Annotated in this window: 19 protein-coding genes; 15 read left to right on the top strand and 4 right to left on the bottom strand. The window is 64.8% G+C overall.

Annotation, left to right across the window (positions count from 1 at the left end; translation table 11 throughout):
* Positions 1–423: 423 nt before the first annotated feature.
* The 3 genes from D3880_RS17235 to D3880_RS17225 form a co-directional block, all read right to left on the bottom strand.
* Positions 424–837 (bottom strand): nuclear transport factor 2 family protein, encoded by a 414-nt coding sequence (locus D3880_RS17235; protein ID WP_119894649.1) that lies wholly within the window; start codon positions 835–837, stop codon positions 424–426.
* A gap of 63 nt (positions 838–900) precedes the next feature.
* On the bottom strand, positions 901–2094 hold the full coding sequence (locus tag D3880_RS17230) for an acyl-CoA dehydrogenase family protein (RefSeq protein WP_119894648.1): 1194 nt from the start codon (positions 2092–2094) through the stop codon (positions 901–903).
* Complete coding sequence (locus tag D3880_RS17225) at positions 2091–3263, bottom strand: acyl-CoA dehydrogenase family protein (RefSeq protein WP_119894647.1); 1173 nt, start codon at positions 3261–3263, stop codon at positions 2091–2093. Before D3880_RS17225 ends, D3880_RS17230 begins: the two co-directional genes overlap by 4 nt.
* A 373-nt stretch (positions 3264–3636) precedes the next feature.
* On the opposite strand from D3880_RS17225, the gene D3880_RS17220 reads away from it, so the two are divergent.
* From D3880_RS17220 to D3880_RS17165, 12 genes are all read left to right on the top strand, one after another.
* Positions 3637–4527 carry a VOC family protein gene (locus D3880_RS17220; protein ID WP_119894646.1) on the top strand — a complete coding sequence of 297 codons (891 nt, stop codon included), beginning with the start codon at positions 3637–3639 and terminating at the stop codon, positions 4525–4527.
* Positions 4528–4538: 11 nt separating this feature from the next.
* Positions 4539–5414: a CoA transferase subunit A gene (locus D3880_RS17215; RefSeq protein ID WP_119894645.1), complete on the top strand. Its 876-nt coding sequence runs from the start codon at positions 4539–4541 to the stop codon at positions 5412–5414.
* An 11-nt stretch (positions 5415–5425) separates the two neighbouring features.
* Positions 5426–6223 (top strand): CoA-transferase subunit beta, encoded by a 798-nt coding sequence (locus D3880_RS17210; protein WP_119894644.1) that lies wholly within the window; start codon positions 5426–5428, stop codon positions 6221–6223.
* 13 nt (positions 6224–6236) lie between these two features.
* On the top strand, positions 6237–7148 hold the full coding sequence (locus tag D3880_RS17205) for an enoyl-CoA hydratase (protein WP_177412183.1): 912 nt from the start codon (positions 6237–6239) through the stop codon (positions 7146–7148).
* Positions 7145–8251 carry an NAD(P)H-dependent flavin oxidoreductase gene (locus D3880_RS17200; protein ID WP_119894642.1) on the top strand — a complete coding sequence of 369 codons (1107 nt, stop codon included), beginning with the start codon at positions 7145–7147 and terminating at the stop codon, positions 8249–8251. The genes D3880_RS17205 and D3880_RS17200 overlap by 4 nt, the downstream gene beginning before the upstream one ends.
* A 32-nt stretch (positions 8252–8283) precedes the next feature.
* Positions 8284–9036: an enoyl-CoA hydratase family protein gene (locus D3880_RS17195; protein WP_119894641.1), complete on the top strand. Its 753-nt coding sequence runs from the start codon at positions 8284–8286 to the stop codon at positions 9034–9036.
* A 9-nt stretch (positions 9037–9045) separates the two neighbouring features.
* The gene (locus D3880_RS17190; protein ID WP_119894640.1) at positions 9046–10206 is read left to right on the top strand and encodes an acyl-CoA dehydrogenase family protein; all 1161 of its coding nucleotides are present in this window, start codon (positions 9046–9048) and stop codon (positions 10204–10206) included.
* Between the two features lie 10 nt (positions 10207–10216).
* On the top strand, positions 10217–11275 hold the full coding sequence (locus D3880_RS17185; protein ID WP_119894639.1) for an acyl-CoA dehydrogenase family protein: 1059 nt from the start codon (positions 10217–10219) through the stop codon (positions 11273–11275).
* A gap of 3 nt (positions 11276–11278) precedes the next feature.
* Entirely contained in the window at positions 11279–12430 is a 1152-nt protein-coding gene (locus tag D3880_RS17180) for an acetyl-CoA C-acetyltransferase (protein WP_119894638.1), read from the top strand.
* 84 nt (positions 12431–12514) lie between these two features.
* The gene (locus tag D3880_RS17175) at positions 12515–13393 is read left to right on the top strand and encodes an SDR family oxidoreductase (protein ID WP_119894637.1); all 879 of its coding nucleotides are present in this window, start codon (positions 12515–12517) and stop codon (positions 13391–13393) included.
* Between the two features lie 177 nt (positions 13394–13570).
* Entirely contained in the window at positions 13571–14452 is an 882-nt protein-coding gene (locus D3880_RS17170; protein WP_119894636.1) for an SDR family NAD(P)-dependent oxidoreductase, read from the top strand.
* A 22-nt stretch (positions 14453–14474) separates the two neighbouring features.
* Entirely contained in the window at positions 14475–14936 is a 462-nt protein-coding gene (locus D3880_RS17165; protein ID WP_119894635.1) for a nuclear transport factor 2 family protein, read from the top strand.
* A 170-nt stretch (positions 14937–15106) separates the two neighbouring features.
* On the opposite strand, the gene surE is transcribed toward D3880_RS17165, so the two are convergent.
* On the bottom strand, positions 15107–16096 hold the full coding sequence (gene surE / locus D3880_RS17160; protein WP_119894634.1) for a 5'/3'-nucleotidase SurE: 990 nt from the start codon (positions 16094–16096) through the stop codon (positions 15107–15109).
* Positions 16097–16683: 587 nt separating this feature from the next.
* Between surE and D3880_RS17155 the strand changes: the two genes are divergently transcribed.
* From D3880_RS17155 to D3880_RS17145, 3 genes are all read left to right on the top strand, one after another.
* The gene (locus D3880_RS17155; protein WP_119894633.1) at positions 16684–17658 is read left to right on the top strand and encodes a WD40/YVTN/BNR-like repeat-containing protein; all 975 of its coding nucleotides are present in this window, start codon (positions 16684–16686) and stop codon (positions 17656–17658) included.
* Positions 17659–17668: 10 nt separating this feature from the next.
* Positions 17669–20095, top strand: coding sequence for an efflux RND transporter permease subunit (locus tag D3880_RS17150; protein ID WP_177412182.1), 2427 nt, complete (start codon positions 17669–17671; stop codon positions 20093–20095).
* A 570-nt stretch (positions 20096–20665) separates the two neighbouring features.
* A complete protein-coding gene (locus tag D3880_RS17145) occupies positions 20666–22048 on the top strand; it encodes a DUF1329 domain-containing protein (RefSeq protein WP_119894632.1) in 1383 nt (460 codons plus the stop codon).
* The last annotated feature ends 135 nt before the right edge of the window (positions 22049–22183 follow it).

The following is a 22183-nucleotide window of genomic DNA, read 5'->3' as shown; positions in this document are numbered from 1 at the left end:
TGGCTTCGCCATTTTCATGGCCCTGGTTGGTGCCCTCCACTCGTTGCGCTCCCTCCGCCGCCGCTTACCTTGGGCGTTAGTGTCCGTTATGGGCCGCGTGCTGCCGGTCGTCACTGCGGCGTGTATTGGTCAAGCCGAATGCAAGAGGATGGTCAACACGAATGAAGTTGACTGGTCAGTGGCAATGCAATTGGGCGGTCAAATGCGATGCAATTACGCACGCTCGTGGCTGCGCGCCTGGCCCCTTCCGTAACGACTCCGTTCGGCCTGCTGACAGGGGCGTTGCGGAGTGTGCGGAAGTTTCGCTGGATGGCGAGCGGTAGGGCGGATAACGCGCCGCGCTATCCGCCCTTGTGGGGTTTCGCTTCGTGATGCGGGCTGTCTTCGTTCTTGCGAAACCTCGGGGGCGTGGTTGCCGGTCTGTCAGTCCGGCAGGTCGACTTTTTCGATCAGGCCGACCTGCACTTCGCGCCGCAGGAAGCGCCATTGGCCGTTTTCGCGCAGCAGTTCGTCGTCGTAGCGAACGTGCCAGTCCTCCTTGCGGCGCTGCCCTTGCTCGTCAGCTACGTGGGTCGCCAGGCAGTAGGTGTAGCCCCGGGCACGATCGCCCTCGACCTCGAAGGCATGGTTGAACACCTTGTGCATGGTCCACTGGTACTGGCTGAGCGAGTCGATGATGGTCGCGCCGTCGTTTACCTCGAAATCCGCCCAGTTAACGGCGACACCGTTGCTGGAGAAGCAGGCGCGGTAGGCGGCCGTGTCCTTGTCGTCGGCGGCGCGGGCATAGCGGTAGAGCAGGTCCTGGATCGCCAGGCGGTCATCTAACGTAGTGGTCATGGTGAATCTCCAAGAAAAAAAAGACCGGCCAGAGGCCGGTCAAGAGGAGCGGGCAAAGGGCGTTCAGGCCCGTGCCCTGGGTTCGCGGGGCATGCCGAGGGCGCGCTCGGCGATGATGTTGCGCTGGATCTCGTTGCTGCCGCCGTAAATGGTGTCGGCGCGGGTGAAGAGAAACAGCGACTGCAGGCGGGACAGCTCGTAGTGTGCGCCTTCGAGGATTTCGCCGGCGGCGCCGAGCACGTCCATGGCCAGTTTGCCGAGCTCGGCGTGCCAGGTGGACCAGGCCAGTTTGTAGATCATCGCTTCGCGGCGCAGGCTGCCGTCCTGGCTGCCGGAGAGCATGCGCAACGAGTTGTAGCGCAGCACTTTGAGGCCGGCCCAGGCCTGGGCCAGGCGCTGGCGCAGGATCGGGTCCTGGGCGGCGCCGTTGCTTTTGGCGATGCGGATGATCTCTTCCAGCTCGTTCTGGAACTGCATCTGCTGGCCGAGGGTCGATACGCCGCGCTCGAAGCCGAGCAGGGCCATGGCGATTTTCCAGCCGTCGCCGGGCTGGCCGATCATGTTGTCCGCCGCGGTTTGCGCCTGGTCGAAGAACACCTCGTTGAATTCCGCGGTGCCGGTCAGTTGCTGGATCGGCTGCACGCTGATGTTGGCCTGCGCCATCGGCACCAGCAGAAACGACAGGCCGTGATGGCCGACGCTGCCGGGCTCGGTACGGGCGAGGACGAAGCACCAGTCCGACTCGTGGGCCATGGAGGTCCAGACTTTCTGGCCGCTGATCAGCCAGCTATCGCCCGCCTCGTTGAGTGCCGCGCGGGTCTTGACGTTGGCCAGGTCGGAGCCGGCGCCGGGTTCTGAGTAGCCCTGGCACCAGAACTGCGTGCCGGCGAGGATGCCGGGCAGGAAGCGTTGCTGCTGGGCGGGGGTGCCGAACGCGGCCAGGGTCGGGGCGACCAGGCCTTCGCCGATGTGGCCCATGCGTCCGGGGCCGCCGGCGCGGGCGTATTCCTCGTTGAAGATCACCTGTTGGCTGATGCTCAGGCCACGGCCGCCGTGCTCGGGCGCCAAGCCGACGCCGGTCCAGCCGCCGGCGGCCAGTTCGCGCTCCCAGGCTTTGCGTTCGCTGGGGAACATGTGTTCGTCGCCGGGCCCGCCGCGAAAGCGCAGGGGCTCGAAGGCGCCGCGCAGATGGGTGCTCATCCAGTCGGCGATTTCCTTGCGGAACTGCTCGTCTTGCGCGCTGAAGCCGATTTTCATAGCTGTTCTCCTAGGATCTGGACGGCCAGGCGCTCGCGGTGCACGGCCGGGGCGCCGAGGAACTGTTCGCTGGCGCGGGCGCGTTTGAAATACAGGTGCGGGTCGTATTCCCAGGTGAAGCCAACGCCGCCATGCAGCTGGATGGCGTCTGCGGCGCCGTGGAAGAAGGCTTCCGAGGCATGGATCTTCGCCGTCGCCGCGGCGACCGCCAGTTCGCTGCGCACGGCCGCATCGCCCTGCGGGTCGAGGCGTTCCTGGGCCACGCAGGCGGCGTAATAGGCCGCCGAACGGGCGCATTCGAGCTCCAGCATCAGGTCGGCGCAGCGGTGTTTGACCGCCTGGAAGCTGGCGATGGCGCGGCCGAACTGCTGGCGCTCGCGGGTGTAGGCGAGGGTCAGGTCCAGCGCCTGCTGGGCGCCGCCGACCTGCTCGGCGGCCAGGCCGATGCAGGCGATCTGCAGCACCTCGCGCAGCAGTGGCCCGCTTGCGCCGAACGCGCCGAGCAGGTCGGCGGCGCTCAGCTCGACGTTGTGCAATTCGATGCGCGCGAGGCGCCGGGTCTGGTCCAGGGTCGGCAGGGCGTGGCGGGCCACGCCAGGGGTGCTGGCGGGCAGGGCGAACAGGCTGATGCCGGCCTCGCCACTCGTGCCTGGGCTGCGGGCGGCGACGATCAGCAGCTCGGCCTGGGCGCCGTCGACCACCTGCAGGTACTCGCCGTTCAGGCGGTAGCCATTGGCGCATGGCTGCACCTCGGCCTGCACGCTGTCGGCATCCCAGCTGTTATTGCCAGCGAAGGCCAGGGTGGCGGTGCTGGTGCCGGCGGCGATGGCGGGCAGCCACTGTTCTTTCAGTTGTTGGTTGTCGCTGAGCAGCAGCGCCGGGGTGGCCAGGCAGGCGGTGGCATAGAAGGGCGCGCAGAGCAGGTAGCGGCCCATTTGCTCCAGCAGGATGCTCAGCTCGACGAGGCCCAGCCCCATTCCGCCGTACTGCTCGGGGATGTGCAGGGCCGGCCAATACATCTCCTCGGCGATCCGCGCCCACACGGCAGGTTCGTAACCCGGTGCGCTGACCATGGCCGCGCGCACGGCGGCGGAGTCGGAAACTTCGGCGAGAAAGCGTGCGGCCGTCTCCTGGATCAGCCGTTGTTCGTCGTTGAAAGCAAACTCCATGGGGCACCCGTCTTTGGCTCGGTCTGGTTGTGCGTGCAGTTTGGAATACCTGCAACCGGGTCGAATCATTGAAACGGACTAGCAGGCTGTTGAAAAAGGCTATGTACCCGTTAAGTGTTGCGCACCGCTTTTGTAGGGTGGGTTAGCCGCGTAGCGGCGTAACCCACCAGCGGTGCCGACCCGAACATCGGCATGGTAGGGCGGGTGCAACCCGCCGGTAGGGGCGCCACGCGGGTTGCACCCGCCCTACGACTGCTGCGGCCCATCGGGCGGGGCGTGACACCCCATTTGCTTAGTCTCAACGGACGATGAGGGGCTGGCCCGCACTTCGCACAATGGTGCCATCAAGGGTCCAGTCATTCGGGAGCAGGACATGATCGATATCCGCGGGTTGAGCTATTTCGTCGCTCAAATCGAGAACCTCAGTGAATGGCAGCGCTACGCCGAGGACGTGCTCGGCATGATGGTGACGCCGGCGCCGGGTGGTGGCCTGTATGTGAAGATGGACGAGCGGCCGTTCCGCATGCTGATCGTCGAAGGCCCGGAGCAGCGTTACCTGGCGTCCGGCTGGGAGCTGGCCAACGACACCGCGTTCCAGGCCGCCGTCAAGGCGCTGGATCAGGCCGGTGTGAGCTGGGAGCCGGGCTCCGCGGCGCAAGTCGAGCAGCGCGGCGTGCAGGCGCTGGCGGTGGTGGTCGATCCGTCCGGCAACCGCCACGAGCTGAGCTGGGGCCATCGTTCCGACTGCCTGCCGTTCGTTTCGCCGCAGGGCGTGCCGCGCTTCCTCACCGGCGACATGGGCCTCGGCCACGCCGTGCTGCCGGCACCGAACTTCGACGCGACCCTGGCGTTCGCCAAGGATGTGCTGGGTTTCGAGCTGTCGGACATCTTCAACTTCCGTCCCGACCCGTCGGCGCCGCCGATCCGCATCCACTTCCTGCATTGCCGCAACGCCCGTCATCACTCCCTGGCGCTGGCTGAATACCCGACGCCATCCGGCTGCGTGCATGTGATGGTGGAAGTGGACTCGATGACCGAAGTGGGTCGCGCCCACGATCGCCTGCTGGCGCACAACGTCCAGCTGTCGGCGACGCTCGGTCAGCACCTGAATGACCAGATGACCTCGTTCTACATGAAGACCCCGTCGGGCTTCGACCTGGAGTACGGCTTTGGCGGTTTGCAAGTCGACTGGGCCGAGCATTCGGCATTCGAATTCACCCGCGTGAGCATTTGGGGGCACGACTTCTCGGTCGGCCAGCAGTAAGGAGTAACGCCATGAATAAGCAACTGACGGCGGCCGATGCCGTCGCCCAACTGCGCGATGGCATGACCATCGGCTTCGGCGGCTGGGGCCCGCGGCGCAAGCCGATGGCCATTGTCCGCGAGATCCTGCGTTCCAGCGTCAAGGACCTGACCGTGGTCGCCTATGGCGGCCCGGAAGTCGGCATGCTGTGTGCCGCCGGCAAGGTCAAGAAACTGGTGTTCGGCTTCGCCACGCTCGACGCCATCCCGCTCGAACCCTATTACCGCAAGGCCCGCGAGGCCGGTGAGCTGGAGCTGCTGGAGGTCGACGAGGGCATGTTCCAGTGGGGCCTGCGCGCCGCCGGCATGCGCCTGCCGTTCCTGCCGACCCGCTGTGGCCTGGCCACCGACGTGACCCGCCTCAATCCCGAGCTGAAGACCATTCAGTCGCCCTACGACGACGGCGAAGTGCTGCTGGCCATGCCGGCGCTGAACCTGGACGTGGCCTTCCTCCACGTCAACGTCGCCGACCGCCTGGGCAACACCCTGGTGACCGGCCCGGACCCGTATTTCGATCACCTGTTCGCCCGCGCCGCGCAGCAGTGCTTCGTGTCCTGCGAAAAACTTGAGGAACGCCTCGAGCTGACCGCCGAGCAGGCCCGCGGCAACACCTTCGAGCGTTACCTGGTGAGCGGTGTGGTGCATGCGCCGTTCGGTGCGCACCCGACTTCGTGCCCGTCCGACTACGGCTGGGACATGAGCCACTTCAAGCGGTATGTCGCCAGTGCCGGCGAAGAGGGCGGCTGGCAGGCCTATGTCGACGAATTCGTCGCCCCCGGCGAGCTGGCTTACCAAGACAAAAACGGCGGTGCCGAGCGCCTGGGCAAACTGCCCATGCCGGTGTTCTGAGGAGGATGGAAATGTCTGCTACCTGTGATTTCACCCTCGCGGAACTGATGATCGTCGCCGCCAGCGAAGCCTGGCGCGGCAACGGCGAAGTGGTCGCCTCGGGCCTGGGCGTGATCCCGCGCCTGGGCGCCAGCCTGGCCAAGCTCAGCCACAGCCCGGAACTGCTGATGACCGACAGCGAGGCGTTCCTGGTCGAAGAGCCGATTCCGCTCGGCCCACGTGGCGATTACGTGCCCAAGTACTCCGGCTACCTGAGTTTCGAGCGGGTCTTCGAGTGCGTCTGGGGCGGTCGCCGCCACGCCATGATCGGCCCGACCCAGGTCGACCGCTGGGGCCAGACCAACCTGTCCTGCGTCGGCGACTACCACAAGCCGAAGACCGCGATCCTCGGCGTGCGCGGCCTGCCGGGCAACAGCATCAACCACCTCAACTCGTTCTTCGTGCCGAACCACAACACCCGCGTGTTCGTCAGCGGCGAGGTGGACATGGTCTCCGGCGTCGGCTTCAAGGCCGAGCGCTGGCCGGAGGGCGTGCGCCGCGACCTGATGGACATCCGCCTGATCGTCACCGACCTCTGCGTGATGGATTTCGACGGCCCCGAGCGCGCCGTGCAGGTGCGTTCCCTGCACCCGGGCGTGAGCTTCGAGGAAGTGCAGGAAAAAACCGGCTTCCCGCTGCTCAAGTCGCCGCAACTGAAAGAAACCGCACACCCGACCGCCGAGCAGCTGGCGCTGATCCGCCGGCTCGACCCCCACGATTACCGCGGCGCGGCGATCAAGGGCAACCCTGCCGGCATCCGCGCGGCTTGAGACGAGGAAATCGATGATGAGCGACAGCGAATTCGTCCTCCGCGAGGACAACTCGGTCTACGAGACCGAAGAACCGGTGCTGTACAGCGTGGCAGACGGTATCGCCACGGTGACCATGAACCGGCCAGGCTTCAACAACGCGCAGAACTCGCAGATGACCTATGCGCTGGATGCGGCGCTGCGTCAGGCGGTCAACGATGATGCGGTCAAGGTCATCGTGCTGCGCGGGGCGGGCAAGCATTTCTCGGCGGGCCATGACATCGGCACGCCGGGGCGCGACATCAACAAGGAGTTCGAGCGCGCCCATCTCTGGTGGGACCACACCAACAAGCCCGGCGGCGAGCAGCTGTATGCCCGCGAGCAGGAGGTGTACCTGGGCATGTGCCGGCGCTGGCGCGAACTGCCCAAGCCGACCATCGCCATGGTGCAGGGCGCCTGCATCGCCGGCGGGCTGATGCTGGCCTGGGTCTGCGACTTGATCGTCGCCAGCGACGACGCCTTCTTCCAGGACCCGGTGGTGCGCATGGGCATCCCGGGGGTGGAGTACTTCGCCCATCCCTACGAGATGGATCCGCGCATCGCCAAGGAATTCCTCTTCACCGGCGACCGTATGCCGGCGGCCCGTGCCTACGAGGTCGGCATGGTCAACCGCGTGGTGTCGCGCGAGGAGCTTGAGGCGACCACCTACGCACTCGCGGAGAAAGTCGCCAAGCAGCCGCGCATGGGCCTGGCGCTGACCAAGCAGGCGATCAATCACGTCGAGGATCTGGCCGGCAAACGTACCGCGATGGATGCGGTATTCGCCTGGCACCACTTCGCCCACGCCCACAACGAATTGCTCTCCGGCGACAAGCTCGGCGGCTTCGATGCCAAGGGCATGGCCCAGGCCAACAAGCAGGCTGCGGGCGACGGGAAACCGGCATGAGCAGCTGGCTGAACACACCGCTGACCGAAGCGCTGGGTTGCCGCTACCCGATCGTGCAGACGGCCATGGGCTGGGTCGCCGATGCCAATATGGTGATCGCCACCACCCAGGCGGGGGGCTTCGGCTTCCTCGCCGGGGCGACCATCGCCGCCGACGCCATCGAAGGCGAGATCAAGAAGGTCATCGCCGCCACCGGTGGTAGCAACTTCGGTCTGAATTTCCACATGTTCCAGGAAAACGCCGCGCAGTGCGTCGACCTGGCGATCCAGTACCGCCTGCGCGCCGTCAGCTACGGCCGTGGCCCGGACAAGCAGACCATCGCCCGCTTCAAGGCCGCCGGGGTGCTGTGCATTCCCACGGTCGGCGCGCTCAAGCATGCCCTCAAGGCGGTGGAACTGGGCGCCGACCTGATCACCATCCAGGGCGGCGAGGGCGGCGGCCACACCGGCGGCGTGCCCAGCTCGATCCTGCTGCCCCAGGTGCTGGCGGCGGTGTCGGTGCCGGTGATCGCCGCCGGCGGTTACTCCACCGGCCGTGGCCTGGCCAGTGCGCTGGCCGCCGGTGCGGCGGGGATCGCCATGGGCACGCGGTTTCTGATGACCCGCGAATCGCCGACCCCGGCGGCGACCCTGGAGCGCTACCTGAAAGTCGCCGATCCGCAGCAGGTGCGGGTCACCCTCGCGGTCGACGGCATGCGCCACCGCATGATCGAAAACCCCTTTATCAACCGTCTGGAGCAGGCCGGGCCGTTTGGTCGTCTGCGCATCGCCCTGCGCAGCGCCTGGCAGTGGAAGCAGCAGACCGGCATGAGCCTCGGGCACATGCTCGGCGTGTTCCGCCAGGCGCTGAAGGAAGACCCCGGCGCCGTGTCGCAAACCGTGATGGCCGCTAACCAGCCGGTGCTGCTGCAGCGCTCGATGGTCGATGGCTTCCCCGACGAGGGCATCTTGCCCAGCGGCCAGGTGGCGGCGGCCATCGGCGAGCTGAAGAGCTGCCGGCAAGTGATCGAGGACATCGCCGAGGAGGCCGAGCACTGCCTCGATGCGCTGCTCGCCCGGCGCAACCGTACGGCGTCCCAGGCGGGCGCCGAGCAACTGAACTGAGCCGCCCCTGCCGAGTATTGGAGAGAGCAATCATGAGCCAAGCATTCACTACACAGATCGACGCGGGCATTGCTGAACTGGTGCTCGCCAAGCCACCGGTCAACGCCCTGGACAGCCATGAGTGGCTGGCTCTGGCGCGGCACATCGACGCCCTGGGCGCCGACCCCGAGGTGCGGGTCATCGTCATCCGCGCCGAGGGCCGCGGCTTCTGCGCCGGCGTCGACATCAAGGAACTGGACGCCCATCCGGAGCGCATCGTCGCGGTCAACGCCGGCAACTACGAGACTTTCAAGGCCGTGCACCGCAACCCGGTGCCGGTGATCGTCGCCGTGCACGGCTTCGTCCTCGGCGGTGGCATCGGCATCACCGGCGCCGCCGACATCGTCGTCGCGTCGGAGTGCGCGACCTTCGCCCTGCCGGAAGTCGACCGTGGCGCCATGGGCGGCGGCGCGCACCTGCAGCGCCTGTTCCCGGTACAGAAGGTCCGTTACCTGTTCTTCACCGGCGACAAGATCGGCGCGCCCGAGGCGGCGCAATACGGTTTTATCGAGCGCGTGGTGCCGAAAGAACAGCTGCGCGAAACCGCGCTGGAAATCGCCGCCAAGATCGCCGCCAAGAGCCCGTCGATGATCCGCATCGCCAAGGAAGCGCTGAACGGTATCGAAGACGGCAACCTGGAAGACAAATACCGCTGGGAGCAGGGCTTCACCCTGCAGGCCTACACCAGTCCGGATTCCGCGGAAACCCGCCGTGCCTTCGTCGAAAAACGCGACGCGAAGTTCTGAGAGAACGCCATGGACCTAGCCTACACCCCGAAACAGCAAGCCTTCCGCCAGGAAGTACGTGCCTGGCTGGCGGCCAACGTGCCGCGCGAGCCGCTGGCCCACTGCGACACCCGTGAAGGCTTCGAGCAACACCGCGCCTGGGAGGCGAAGCTGTTCGAGGCTCGCTACTCCATGGTCATGTGGCCGGAGCACCTCGGCGGGCGCGGCTGCGACCTGATCGAGTGGCTGATCTTCGAGGAGGAGTACTACGGTGCCGGCGCGCCCATGCGCGTCAACCAGAACGGCCAGTACCTACTCGGTCCGACCCTGATGGAGTTCGGCACCGAGGCGCAGAAACGCCACTTCCTGCCGCGCACCTCATCCAGCGAGATCATGTGGGCGCAGGGCTGGTCCGAGCCCAATGCCGGTTCCGACATGGCTGCCATCAGCTCCAAGGCGATCCGCGACGGCGAGCATTACGTGCTCAACGGGCAGAAGACCTGGTCGACCCGCGCTAGCTTCGCCGACATGGCCTTCGGCCTGTTCCGCAGCGATCCAGGCTCGACTCGTCACCACGGCCTGTCGTTCCTGATGGTGCCGCTGGATGCGCCGGGCGTGACCATTCGCCCGATCAAGGCGCTGAACGGCCAGGACGCCTTCGCCGAAGTGTTCTTCGACGATGTACGCGTGCCGGTCGCCAACCGTATCGGCGACGAAGGCCAGGGCTGGCATGTGGCGATGGCCACCGCCGGCTTCGAGCGCGGCCTGCTGCTGCGCTCGCCGGCGCGTTTCCAGGCCACCGCGCGCAAGCTGGTGGAGCTGTACAAGGCCAACCGCGAGAGCGCTGACCGCGACCCGAGCATCCGCGATGCGGTGCTCGAGGCCTGGATGGGCACCGAAGCCTACGCGCTGTCCGCCTACCACACGGTGGGCCGGCTGAGCCGCGGCGCGCAGATCGGCGCCGAGTCGAGCACCAACAAGATCATCTGGTCGGAGCTCGACCTGAAGATGCACGAAACCGCCATGCGTATCCTCGCGGCCCGCGGCGAGCTGCTGGCCAGTGCCCCCGAGGCGGACCGCGACGGTTGGCTGGAGGGCTTCCTGTTCGCCCAGGCCGGGCCGATCTACGCCGGCACCAACGAGATCCAGCGCAACATCATCGCCGAGCGGATGCTCGGCCTGCCGAAGTAAGGAGCGGGCCATGGACTTTACCTTTACCGATGACCAGCTCACGTTCCGCGAGGCCATCAGTCGTTTTCTGATGACTGAGGCAGCGCCGGAAATGCTCCGCGAGATTTGGGAAACCGACGCCGGGCGCTCGCCCGACCTGCGCAACAAGATCGCCGAACAGGGCCTGACCGCCTTGTCGGTGCCCGAGGAGTTCGGCGGCCTGGGCATGGACGACGTGGCCTGGGCGCTGATGACCCAGGAACTCGGCTACTACGGCATCCCCGACTCCCTGGCCGACACCGCCTATGTCGCGGCCGGCCTGCTCAACGGCTTGCCCGCTGGGAACCCGCTACGGGAAACCTGGCTGCCGCGCATCGCCGCCGGCAGCGTGCGCCTGGCCATCGGCCACCCGGTCAATCCGCTGGTGTCCGATGCCCAGCTCGCCGATCTGCTGATTCTCGCCCACGGCGACGAGGTGCATGCGCTGTCGCGCGCGCAGGTCGACGTCGAAGCCAACCCGAGCATCGATTCCTCGCGCCGCCTCTACCGCGTGAGCTGGACGCCCGGCGCCGAGACGCTCCTGGCCAGCGGCGAAGCAGGCCGCGCGCTGTGGGCCGAAACGCTGAACCGTGGCGCCTTGTCGGTGGCCGGGCAACTGCTGGGCCTGGCCCAGCGCATGCTCGACCTGTCGGTGGACTACGTCGCCCAGCGCAAGCAGTTCGGCAAGCCGATCGGCAGCTTCCAGGCGGTCAAGCACCACCTGGCCGATGTCGCGACCAAGATCGAATTCGCCAAGCCGGTGCTCTATCGCGCCGCCCATGCCCTGGCCAAGGGCGAGCGGGGCGTCGACGTGTACGTCTCGCAAGCCAGGCTGGCCTGCTGCGAAGCCAGCTGGCTGGCCGCCCGCCACGGCATCCAGGTGCATGGCGCCATGGGTTACACCTGGGAAGTCGACCTGCAAATGTTCATGAAACGCGCCTGGTCCCTGGATTCGTCCTGGGGCGATCGCGCCTTGCACAAATCCCGTGTCGCCGCCTACGTGCTCGGCGACGGCGCCCGGCTCGGGCCGGGTCATACCTTCGAGGACTGAGTCATGCCCCAAGCCTATATCGTCGACGCCCTGCGCAGCCCCACCGGCAAGCGCAAGGGCAGCCTGGCCCATGTCCACGCCATCGACCTCGGCGCCCATGTATTGAAGGCACTGGTCGAACGCAACGGGATTCCGGGCGAAGACTATGACGACGTGATCTTCGGTTGCGTCGACACCATTGGTTCGCAAGCCGGCGACATCGCCCGCACCAGCTGGCTGGCCGCCGGCCTGCCGCTGAATGTGCCGGGCACCACGGTGGACCGCCAGTGCGGTTCTTCGCAGCAGGCCGTGCATTTCGCCGCGCAGGCGGTGATGAGCGGCATGCAGGACGTGGTGGCGGTCGGCGGCGTGCAGACCATGACGCAGATCCCGATTTCCTCGGCGATGCTCGCCGGCCAGCCACTGGGTTTCGCCGATCCGTTCTCCGGCAGCAAGGGCTGGCAGGCGCGCTTTGGCAACCAGCCGGTCAACCAGTTCTACGCGGCCCAGCGCATCGCCGATCACTGGCAGCTCAGCCGCGAGCAGATGGAAGTGTTCTCTCTGGAAAGCCATCGCCGCGCGCTGGCAGCTGCCGAGGGCGGGCGCTTCGCCCGTGAGATCGTCGCCTGCGAAGGCCTCGACTTCGACGAAACCCCGCGGGTCAGCAGCCTGGAGAAAATGGCCAGCCTGGAGCCGGTGGGCAGCGAGTACCCGTCGATCACCGCAGCGGTGTCGAGCCAGACCTGCGATGCCTCGGCGGCCTTGCTGGTGGTCTCGGAAGCGGCGCTCAAGCGCTACAACCTGACCCCGCGGGCACGCATCCACCACCTCTCGGTGCTCGGTGACGACCCGATCTGGCACCTCACCGCCCCGATCGCGGCCACCCGCGCGGCGCTGAAGAAAGCCGGCATGCACATGAACGACATCGACCTGGTGGAGATCAACGAGGCCTTCGCTTCGGTGGTCATGGCCTGGGCCAAGGAACTGGATTACGACCCGGCCAAGACCAACGTCAACGGCGGCGCCATCGCCCTCGGCCACCCACTGGGCGCCACCGGCGCGCGGCTGATGACCACGCTGCTGCACGAGCTGGAGCGCACCGGCGGCCGTTATGGCTTGCAGACCATGTGCGAAGGCGGTGGACAGGCCAACGTCAGCATTATTGAACGACTTTAGGACAGCCACCGCGGTGTGGCTTTGTAGGATGGGTTGAGCGCAGCGATACCCATCAGCCTCCAATACCGAATAGGAGTACGCAGCATGGGAATTTGTAACGGTCGCACCGTGATCATCACCGGCGCCGGCGGCGGCTTGGGCCGCGCCTATGCCCTGGCGTTCGCCGCCGAGGGTGGCAATGTGCTGGTCAACGACATCCGTCGCGATGCCGCCGAAGACGTCGCCGGCGAGATCCGCGCGGCCGGTGGCCAGGCCATCGCCAACGACGACGACATCACCACCCTGGAGTCCGCGCAACGCATCGTCGATGCCGCCCTGGCGGCCTTCGGTGAAGTGCATGTGCTGGTCAACAACGCCGGCATCCTGCGTGACCGCATGTTCATCAGCCTGTCCGAAGAGGACTGGGACCTGGTGATGCGCGTGCACCTCAAGGGCCACTATTGCCTGGCCAATATCCTCGGCCGCCGCTGGCGCGACCAGGCCAAGGCCGGCACGCCGGTGGACGCGCGGATCATCAACACCAGCTCCGGCGCCGGCCTGCAAGGTTCGGTGGGGCAGTCCAACTATTCCGCAGCCAAGGGCGGCATCGCCTCGCTGACCCTGGTGCAGGCCGCCGAACTGGCGCGCTATGGCGTCACCGCCAACGCCCTGGCCCCGGCGGCGCGTACCTCGATGACCGAGAGTGCGATGCCGGACGTGGTGAAGAAGCCCGAGGACGACAGCTTCGACGCCTGGGCGGCGGAGAACGTCGCACCGCTGGTGGTGTGGCTGGGCAGCAGCCAGTCCAAGCACGTCACCGGTCAGGTGTTCGAGAGCCAGGGCGGGCGGATCTCCCTGGGCGACGGCTGGCGCACCGGCGTGACCCGCGATAAGGGCGCGCAGTGGCAAGTCGGCGAAGTCGGCGCGGCCGTCGACGCCATCCTCGCCGAAGCGCCCAAGGCGCAGAAGGTCTGGGGTTCCTAAGCGTCTGCTCCAAGTCTCTCCGGTGTAATGGTGGATAAGCACAGCGTTATCCACCCTGCCTGAACGCTGGCGTAGGGTGGAAAACTGCGAAGCATTTTCCACCGCTGGGCCAAGACCGGCGCTGCTGCGTTCTGGCACCGACAGATGTCCCGACTCCAGGCAGAAAAGGAAATACTGATGCACGCAGGCAAAACGCAGGGCGTGGCCCTGGTTACAGGCGCCAGTCGTGGTGTCGGGCAGGGCATTGCGCAGGCATTGGGCGCTGCCGGGATGACGGTGTACGTCACCGGACGCAGTGCGCGCGAGGGCGCCAGTCGGTTTCGCGGCGAGATTCTGCATGGAACGGTATTCGACAGCGCGCAAGCGGTGACCGATGCCGGTGGGCAGGGGATCGCGGTGCTCTGTGACCATGGCGATGATGCCCAGGTGCAGGCGCTCTTGGCGCGTATCGAGCGCGAACAAGGGCATCTCGATGTACTGGTCAACAACGCGGTCTACATCGATGACTCGCTGATCGAGCCTGGCCCGTTCTGGGCCAAGCCGTTGGCGCAGTCCGACATTCTGCAGGTGGGGCTGCGCTCGGCCTATGTGGCGAGCTATTACGCCGCACCCTTGCTGCTCAAGGCTCAACAGGGCCTGATCGCCTTTACCTCCTCCTTCGGCGGCGGCTGCTATATGCACGGCCCGGCGTACGGGGCGCAAAAGGCCGGTTGCGACAAGATGGCCGCGGACATGGCGGTGGACTTCGAGGGGCAGGGCGTCGCTGCGGTGTCCTTGTGGCTGGGACCGCAGTTGACCCAGCGTACCGAACTGGCCAGCGCAGGTCGCGATGACGACTACGAGCAATTTCTGGCGATGGCGGAAACCCCGCAATTCACTGGGCGGATCATCCACGCCCTGTGGCGTGATCCCGAGCTGGCCAGTGTGTCCGGGCAAACCTTGATCAGTGCCGAGTTGGCGCTGCGTTACGGCATCCGTGACGCAGGTGATCGCCAGCCACCGTCCTGGCGCGAGATGTTGGGCGCGCCGAGAACGGTGCATCCGGCGCGGGTCAGTTAAGGCAGTAGCACAAGGGGGAGTTATGGACCTGGAACAGCGCATCGCCCGGCTTGAAGCATTGGAAGCCATTCGCCAACTGAAACATCGCTATCTGAACGCCTGCGACCTCAAGGAGGTCGAGCGTATTCGGGAGTGTTTTGCCGAAGGACCGGTGGTGATCGATTACGGGCCTTTAGGCTGTTTCGATAACCGCGATGATTTCATCGAGTTGTACAGCCGCCTGGCCTGCCAGCCGCGCGTAATAGACAGCCACCACGGCGCCAACCCGGAAATCGACTTGTTGAGCGAAGACGAGGCGCAGGCGCGCTGGGCGCTCAGTTACTTCAACCTGGATGCAGAGACCGGCAGCACGCGGCAGTTGGGTGTCATCTACCAGGACCGTTACCGCCGCATCGAGGGGCAGTGGAAGATCGTGGCCACGCAGTCGCGGATTATTTCCGAAGTCTGTGGTCAGCATCAGGCGCCAGCCCCGGTCATTGCGTAGAGCCTGCCTACGACCTGCTGCGGGTCAGCCCTGCCGCGTTTAAAACTGGTTCTTAACCGGAATCGGGTTTTCTGCTGGAGACCAGAATGCAGTTGGGCGTGTCCAATCCTTGATGACAATAAAAACGCCCCGCTTCAACAGGGAAGGGGGCGTTTTTCATATCGACTAAATCAGGGTTCCAGGCCTTTGAGGATCTGCTCGGCCTGCGCCTGCTGCGCGGGTGCTGCGGTCATATTGCCGTCGATTACGGTGATCACCGCCTTGCCCAACGAGAGCTGATAGGCATCGGATTGCTGTTGGGCCGCGGTCGGAGTCGTTGGTGCCGTCAGGTTGAGCCGCACCACGCCGTCCGCGCCGCGTTGCGGGGTGAAGTTCCACATGCCCCAGTCGCCGATCGGCGCATAGCTGACGCCTGTCACCTCGGCGGCTTCGCGGGCCGGGTAGTTGATGCTCAACCCGGTAGTGCCTGGCAAGCCGAGTACGTTCAGCTCGCAGAAGGGCTCGGCTTTGCCCTTGCTCTTCTCGCAGATTTTCTTGGCATGGGCTCCGGCAGCGCTGGCCTTCTCGATCACCTTGACCGCAAAGTTGGCCGTATCGTCCAGCGCATTCTGGGTCTTCAGGAAGCCGGCCTGCCGGTCCTGCAGATACAGCTCCATGTCGAACTCAGTGGATACCGCCACCGCCGGCACGCCCTTGAACATGGCGCGCACCGCAGCGTTCACCGTGCCGGACATTTGCGACGTCGGGCCGACGTTCTCGCCGAAGTTGGTCCCGGAGACCACCAGGTCCGGTGGGTTGTCCTTGAGCAGCAGGCCGAGACCGACGTTGACCGCATCCACCGGGGTGCCGATCGCCGAGGTCTTGCCGGCTGGCGGGGTGTAGCCTGCCGGCGGGCCGACGCAGAACTTGCCGGGCGCCAGTTCGGTCACGGACAAGGCCTGTCCGGGAGTGACCGCGCTGGCGGCGCTTATGCCGCTGCTGTCGTACAGCGGGCCGACCAGGGTGACCTGGTGGCCGGCGCCGACCAGCGCCTGATACACGGCGTTGATCCCCGGCGCACGGCAGCCGTCGTCGTTGGTCAGCATGATATTCAGGGCCTGGGCCGGCTGGGTCAGAGCAAAACCGGCCACGGCCAGTGAGGCGGCTAACAGCTGTTTCATTGTTGTTGTCTCCGTTATGCCAAAGGGCGCCGCCCACCGGGATGGACGGCATTCGGATGTCGAACGCCTGTTACGGTCTTGCAGGGTGGGCGAGGGACATCGACTTCTGCCGGGCAGCCCGGCTACTCGCGCGCAAGAACTGCAAAGCGCCGAGCCTGATGGTTGTTATTGTCATAGCGTCCTTTGCCAAGGTCGGGGTCAGCCCGACCTGCAACTCAGGCTTGGGGAGTCGAGTGCGCGTGACTATGTAGTCACGGAAAAAGGCTCGGCATCGTCCAGTTGGACTAGCTGAAACTTGCCTCCCTTTCAGTGCAGTCGTCGGCCGTATAGCGTCGACGCATCGACCGCCTGTACGCCGTCAATCTGCTCTGGGTGACGCGGGCCATGCTGCTGCGCCGGCAGCGACCGCTCTGGAATAACCCATATGGACGATGTTGGAGGGGCGGGACGGTCGGATGATCGTTGCCAGTCTGTGTCTTCGGGTGTGCCAAACCCTGAAACATCCCGACATGAGAACAAAAACAAAATCAGAGGATCGCGAGCATGAAGCCAGTCGTGCGCTTACCTGCCGCGCCATGGAGTCCGTCATGCGCCAGCTGATCGGATATGCCATGAGCGCCATTGTCATGGTGACTGTCGTATACGCCTTTGCTCCTCGCAGCCCTGCGCCCATGGCGGCGACCGTGCTGCATACCGACCGCGTGCAAATCAACGACATGCTCGCCAACGACCAGCAGCTGGTCGCGGTTGGCGAGCGCGGCACCATTCTGCTCAGCGCCGATCAGGGCAAATCCTGGCAGCAAGCGCAACTGTCCAAGCAGCGCGATGCCACGCTTACCGGTGTGGTCGCGTTGACCCCGTCGGTGCTGGTGGTGGTCGGTAACGACGGCTGGATCCTGCGTTCGCAAGATGCGGGCAAGACCTGGCAAGAGGTTCGTTACGACGTCGAGCGGGCCGAGCCGCTGCTGGGTGTGTGGGCGGATGACGAGCGGCATGTGGCGGCTTTCGGCAGCAACGGCAAGTACCTCGAATCGACTGATGGCGGGCTTAGCTGGTTGCAGCGCGAAGTATCGGTCGACGGTTACCACCTGAATGGCATGGATGGTGGTCACGATGGCCGCCAGATGATTGTCGGCGAGCAAGGCATGGTGCTGCGCTCGGTTGATCACGGGGCCAATTGGGAAAGTCTGCCGGCCTTCTACAACGGCTCGTTGTTCGGCGTCGTGCGCCTGTCGCCCGAGCGCTGGGTGGCCTATGGCATGCGTGGGCACATATTCGTGACCCAGGACTTCGGCCTCAGCTGGAAGCAGGTCGAGGTGGGCAACAACCTGCCGCTCTATGGCCATGTACGGTTGCCCGGTAACGCTGGCCTGGTGATCGTCGGGGCCGAAAGTACCTTGGTCCGTCTCGACGTCAGCGGCGCATTGCGCGACATCACGCACCGCGCCGGACTTGGCACGTTGACCTCCGCCGTAGTCCTGGATGGCCAGGATGTGTTGGTGGCTGGCGAACACGGTGTATTCCAGGGTGCCAGTGGCAGCCTTGCAGCGGTTGGACATTGAGAGGCTGGAGATGAAGCAGAACAGGACGTGGGTGGAGCGCTGCGTGGAATGGTGCGCGGACCAACTGATGGCCAAGCGCAGCGTGCTGCTGGGCCTGTTCGTAATCGTGACGCTGGGGCTGGGCTACAGCGCCACCCAGGTGCGTCTCGATCCGGGCTTCAACAAACAGATCCCGGTGCGCCATGAGTACATGCTGAACTTCCTCGATTTCAGTCGAGTCTTCACCGGTGCCAACCGCCTGCTGGTCAATGTGCACTGGAAGGGCGAGGGCGATATCTACAACCCGGAGTTCCTCAAGGTCCTGCAGCAGGTCACGGATGATGTGTTCTTCATCTCCGGCGTCAGCCGCCCCAGCGTAACTTCGCTGTTCACGCCCAACGTGCGCTACATCGAGATCACCGAAGAGGGCTATGTCGGCGACTTGGTGGTGCCGCCGCAATATTCCGGCTCCCCGGCCGACCTGGATCAGGTGCGCAGCAATGCCGCCCGCGCCGGGCAGACGGGGCGGTTGCTGGCGAACGATCTGAAATCGGCCATGGTCCGCGCCGATCTGCAGGATCGCGACCCGAAAACCGGCAAGCCGGTGTCCTATGTCGAAATTGCCAAGAGCCTGGAAGAGATCCGCGCCAAGTACAACAGCGAGAACATCGAGATCAATATCGTCGGCTTCGCCAAGCTGGTCGGCGATGTGGTCGAAGGGCTGAACACGGTGATTGGTTTCTTCGTGGTTGCGTTCCTGATCACCGCACTGTTGCTGTGGCTGTATTCACGTTCGCTGAAGCTGACCGTGGTCGCGCTCGCCGTGGCCTTGTTGCCGGTGGTGTGGTTGCTTGGCCTGTTGCCGCTGCTGGGCTTGGGCATCGATCCGATGTCGATCCTGGTGCCATTCCTGATCTTCTCCATTGGCGTTTCCCATGCGGTGCAGATGACCAACGCCTGGAAGCAGGATGTGCTGGCCGGCAGCGACTCGGTGGCGGCTGCTCGCGCGGCCTTCTGCAAGATTTTCATCCCGGGTTCCCTGGCGCTGCTGATGAACGCGTTGGGCTTTGCGGTGATCATGCTGATCGACATTCCGATCGTGCATGAGCTGGGAGTGACTGCCTGCATCGGCGTGATCCTGATGATCATCACCAACAAAATGATGTTGCCGATCATCATCTCGCACCTGCATCTGGAGCCTGCGGCGCACAGCAACAACAACTCCAGCGCGCAGACCAAGCATCCGCTGTGGTGGCGCTTGTCAGCCCTGGCCGAGCCACGCCCGGCGCTGGCGGTGTTCGCTATTAGCCTGTTACTGCTGGGCTTCGGGGTGGTCAAGGCGCGTCAGCTCGAGGTCGGTGATATCGGTACCGGCGCACCGGAGCTGCGCGCCGATTCGCGCTATAACCAGGACAACGAAAAGATCATCAACAGCTACTCCATTGGCTTGGATGTGCTGGCGGTATTCCTCGAGGTGCCCGGCATCACTGAGGCGTGTCTGAACCCTGCGGTCATGCGTGCGGTGGAGTCCTTCGACTTCCAGATGCGCAACGTTGCCGGGGTGCAGTCGGTGCAGAACGTGGCGCGGATGAGCAAGGAAATGATTGCCAGCAACAACGAGGGCAACCCGCGTTTGGCCGCCATTCCTGGCTCGTCGCGTGGATTGCAGCAGGGTTCGCTGGCCTATTCACCGGACTCCGGACTGGTCATCGATGGCTGCCAGCGCATGCAGATCCTGGTGTTCCTCAATGACCATGAAGGCGCCACGGTGTCCCATGTGGTCAATGAGGCCAAGCGCATCATCGGAGACATCAAGGCGCCCGGCGTCGAGTTCAAGCTGGCCGGCGGCAACGTCGGCGTGATGGCGGCCTCCAACGACGCGGTCAAGCGCGCCGAGGTGGTGATGTTGGCTGCGCTGTTCTGCTCGGTGGCGTTGTTCTGCCTGCTGACGTTCCGCTCGCTGCGCGCGGTGCTGTGCATCCTGGTGCCGCTGGGCATCGTGGCCATCCTGTGCAATGCCCTGATGGCGACGCTGGGGATCGGCCTGAAGGTCGCGACCCTGCCGGTGATGGCGTTGGGCGTCGGGGTCGGGGTCGACTACGGCATCTATCTGTACGAGCGTATCCAGCATGAAATGGCCGAGGGCCAGGACCTGCGCCATGCCTTCTATTTGGCCATGTGTCAGCGCGGCACCGCTGCCGTGTTCACCGCCGTGACCATGTCGATCGGTGTCTGCACCTGGGCCTTCGCGCCGCTGAAATTCCAGGCTGACATGGGTGTGCTGCTGGCCTTCATGTTCCTGGTCAATATGTTCGGTGCGATCTTCCTGTTGCCGGCGTTGGCGGCCTGGTTCAACCAGGGGCGTCCCTTGGTTAAGTCGGCAGTGGCTGAGCAGGGGGTTGCCCAGCTGGCGCAGCAGGTCGCGAGCAAACAGCCCGAGCCGTTGCTCGAGGTATGAAATGACGCGCCTGCGTATCGCATCCCACGATACCGCGCATTCACCATCGAGGACCTCATGACCGAGGTCGAGTGGGCGCGCTCGGCCTGTACCGGTTAAGTGTTGCGCAGCGCTTTTGTAGGATGGGTTAGCCGCGCAGCGGCGTAACCCACCAGCGCCGCCGCCCTGGGCACATGCGTCCAGCCTGCTCGGTGGGTTACGCCTACGGCTAACCCACCCTACGAACCATCGTCTCAGGCATCACCTACCGGGCGTACTCAGCTCCGCGCCTAAGCTCGCCGCCCTCGTGCGCTTTTTGGGTGCACACGGGATGTCGCGTAGTCCGCGCGGACGATGTTGCCAGCCATGGGCCCAATCGATACTGCGCTACCGCCATCCACTGGCGGAGCCAAGCAGGGGGCATAACAAGAATGACGCAAGCCTATTTTTACCCGCCGTCAGGCCCCCGTCGCAGCCATGGCCACGCCAGCGCTGTGCGCTCCGAAACCTCGCCTATTTCATTCACCTGTCAGGCGCCACACGTCATCTGTGGGCGGGCGCTGGCCGTCGATTTGTAACAAGGAGAAAAGCATGCGACGTAATTATCAAATTGGGTTGTGCTTGAGCGCAGCATTAGCACTGCAAAGCTATAGCGTGCTGTCCTTCGGGCAAGCACCGGCCGATCAAATTGCACGACTCGGCAAGGACCTGACTTGTGTCGGGGCGGAAAAGGCTGGCAATGCCGACGGCAGCATTCCTGAATACAGCGGGAAATGGCTGGGCGTACCGCCGGGGATGAAGTTCGACGGAACGGGTAAGCATCCGGTCGATCCTTACCCCGATGAGAAACCTCTGTTCGTAATTACCGCGCAGAACATGGATCAGTACGCCGAGCGTCTGTCCGACGGGCAGAAAGCCCTGTTCAAGCTGTACCCGCAGACTTTCCGTGTTCCAGTCTATCCCTCGCACCGTGACTTCCGTTTCTCCGACACGGTTTGCCAAGCGGCTCTAGAGAACGCTTCGGTGGCCAAGCTGGTTGACGATGGTGAGGGCGTAGTGGCACGCACTGGCGGCGTCGCTTTCCCGATTCCTCAAACGGGCGGTGAACTGCTGAAAAATGCGTCGTTGTTTACTGTGCGAGCGTGGACTGAAGAGTATGTCTCCGATAACGCCTACGTGCTCAACGACGGCAATATCAACTGGGGCCGTGTGCACTCGCGCAACATCGCACCTGGGCTGGAGCCGGGACGGATCGGCGACACCGTTGGCAATTCAGCCTTCTATCTGAACGAAACCCTGTTGCCGCAACGCGACAAGGGCGAGATCAATACGGGCACCGAGTTCTGGAACGACAAGACCGAGCCGCGCCAGAGCTGGCGCTATGACCCGGGTACCCGGCGGGTTCGGCAGTCGCCCGGCTATGGCTTCGACATGGCGTTCCCGGGAACCGGTGGTTCGATCACTGTCGACGAGGTGCGTATCTTCAACGGCTCTGGCCAGCGCTATGACTGGAAGATCGTCGGTAAGCGCGAAATGTACATTCCGTACAACACCGCTCGCCTGCACTCCGAGAAGCTCAAGTACGCAGACATGCTGACCCCGGGACACATGAACCCGGACAACATGCGCTACGAGCTGCACCGTGTCTGGGAGCTGGAAGGCACCCTGAAACCGGGTTATCGCCATCTGTATGGCAAGCGCAAGATGTATATCGACGAGGACACCTGGTTCCCAATCATGGGCGACAACTACGACAACCGTGGTGAGTTGTGGCGCACCTCGATGCTCAACTTCTTCTACGCGCCTGAAACCCAGACCTGGCAGGCCGGTGTTGGCCTCTACCATGACCTGAACGCTTCGAGCTACCTGGCTTTCAACCTGGTGAACGAGCAGCGCAACGCTTATTTCCTGAACCAGGCTGGCATGTCAGCCCGCGACTTCGGCCCTGAGGCCGCGCGCCGCTTAGGCCAGTAAGAATCATGCGGGTCGAGCCGGAGAACATCGCCTCGGCCCGCCAGGACGCTGTGCGCTGTGGCAACGGCTCGACAGCAGCAAAACAACAATAAGGAGAGGGGCATGTTTAGGCTGGAAAATAATGCTTATCGGGGA

It is taken from the genome of Pseudomonas cavernae (genome assembly GCF_003595175.1).
Classification (GTDB): Bacteria; Pseudomonadota; Gammaproteobacteria; order Pseudomonadales; family Pseudomonadaceae; genus Aquipseudomonas; species Aquipseudomonas cavernae.
The sequence above is the reverse complement of the archived record's forward strand: the minus strand, read 5'-3'. Positions and strand labels throughout refer to the sequence as shown.

Coding starts and splice junctions, on each gene's coding strand:
- D3880_RS17235 (WP_119894649.1), bottom strand. CDS start 837: ATGACCACTACGTTAGATGACCGCCTGGCGATCCAGGACCTGCTCTAC.
- D3880_RS17230 (WP_119894648.1), bottom strand. CDS start 2,094: ATGAAAATCGGCTTCAGCGCGCAAGACGAGCAGTTCCGCAAGGAAATC.
- D3880_RS17225 (WP_119894647.1), bottom strand. CDS start 3,263: ATGGAGTTTGCTTTCAACGACGAACAACGGCTGATCCAGGAGACGGCC.
- D3880_RS17220 (WP_119894646.1), top strand. CDS start 3,637: ATGATCGATATCCGCGGGTTGAGCTATTTCGTCGCTCAAATCGAGAAC.
- D3880_RS17215 (WP_119894645.1), top strand. CDS start 4,539: ATGAATAAGCAACTGACGGCGGCCGATGCCGTCGCCCAACTGCGCGAT.
- D3880_RS17210 (WP_119894644.1), top strand. CDS start 5,426: ATGTCTGCTACCTGTGATTTCACCCTCGCGGAACTGATGATCGTCGCC.
- D3880_RS17205 (WP_177412183.1), top strand. CDS start 6,237: ATGATGAGCGACAGCGAATTCGTCCTCCGCGAGGACAACTCGGTCTAC.
- D3880_RS17200 (WP_119894642.1), top strand. CDS start 7,145: ATGAGCAGCTGGCTGAACACACCGCTGACCGAAGCGCTGGGTTGCCGC.
- D3880_RS17195 (WP_119894641.1), top strand. CDS start 8,284: ATGAGCCAAGCATTCACTACACAGATCGACGCGGGCATTGCTGAACTG.
- D3880_RS17190 (WP_119894640.1), top strand. CDS start 9,046: ATGGACCTAGCCTACACCCCGAAACAGCAAGCCTTCCGCCAGGAAGTA.
- D3880_RS17185 (WP_119894639.1), top strand. CDS start 10,217: ATGGACTTTACCTTTACCGATGACCAGCTCACGTTCCGCGAGGCCATC.
- D3880_RS17180 (WP_119894638.1), top strand. CDS start 11,279: ATGCCCCAAGCCTATATCGTCGACGCCCTGCGCAGCCCCACCGGCAAG.
- D3880_RS17175 (WP_119894637.1), top strand. CDS start 12,515: ATGGGAATTTGTAACGGTCGCACCGTGATCATCACCGGCGCCGGCGGC.
- D3880_RS17170 (WP_119894636.1), top strand. CDS start 13,571: ATGCACGCAGGCAAAACGCAGGGCGTGGCCCTGGTTACAGGCGCCAGT.
- D3880_RS17165 (WP_119894635.1), top strand. CDS start 14,475: ATGGACCTGGAACAGCGCATCGCCCGGCTTGAAGCATTGGAAGCCATT.
- surE (WP_119894634.1), bottom strand. CDS start 16,096: ATGAAACAGCTGTTAGCCGCCTCACTGGCCGTGGCCGGTTTTGCTCTG.
- D3880_RS17155 (WP_119894633.1), top strand. CDS start 16,684: ATGCGCCAGCTGATCGGATATGCCATGAGCGCCATTGTCATGGTGACT.
- D3880_RS17150 (WP_177412182.1), top strand. CDS start 17,669: ATGAAGCAGAACAGGACGTGGGTGGAGCGCTGCGTGGAATGGTGCGCG.
- D3880_RS17145 (WP_119894632.1), top strand. CDS start 20,666: ATGCGACGTAATTATCAAATTGGGTTGTGCTTGAGCGCAGCATTAGCA.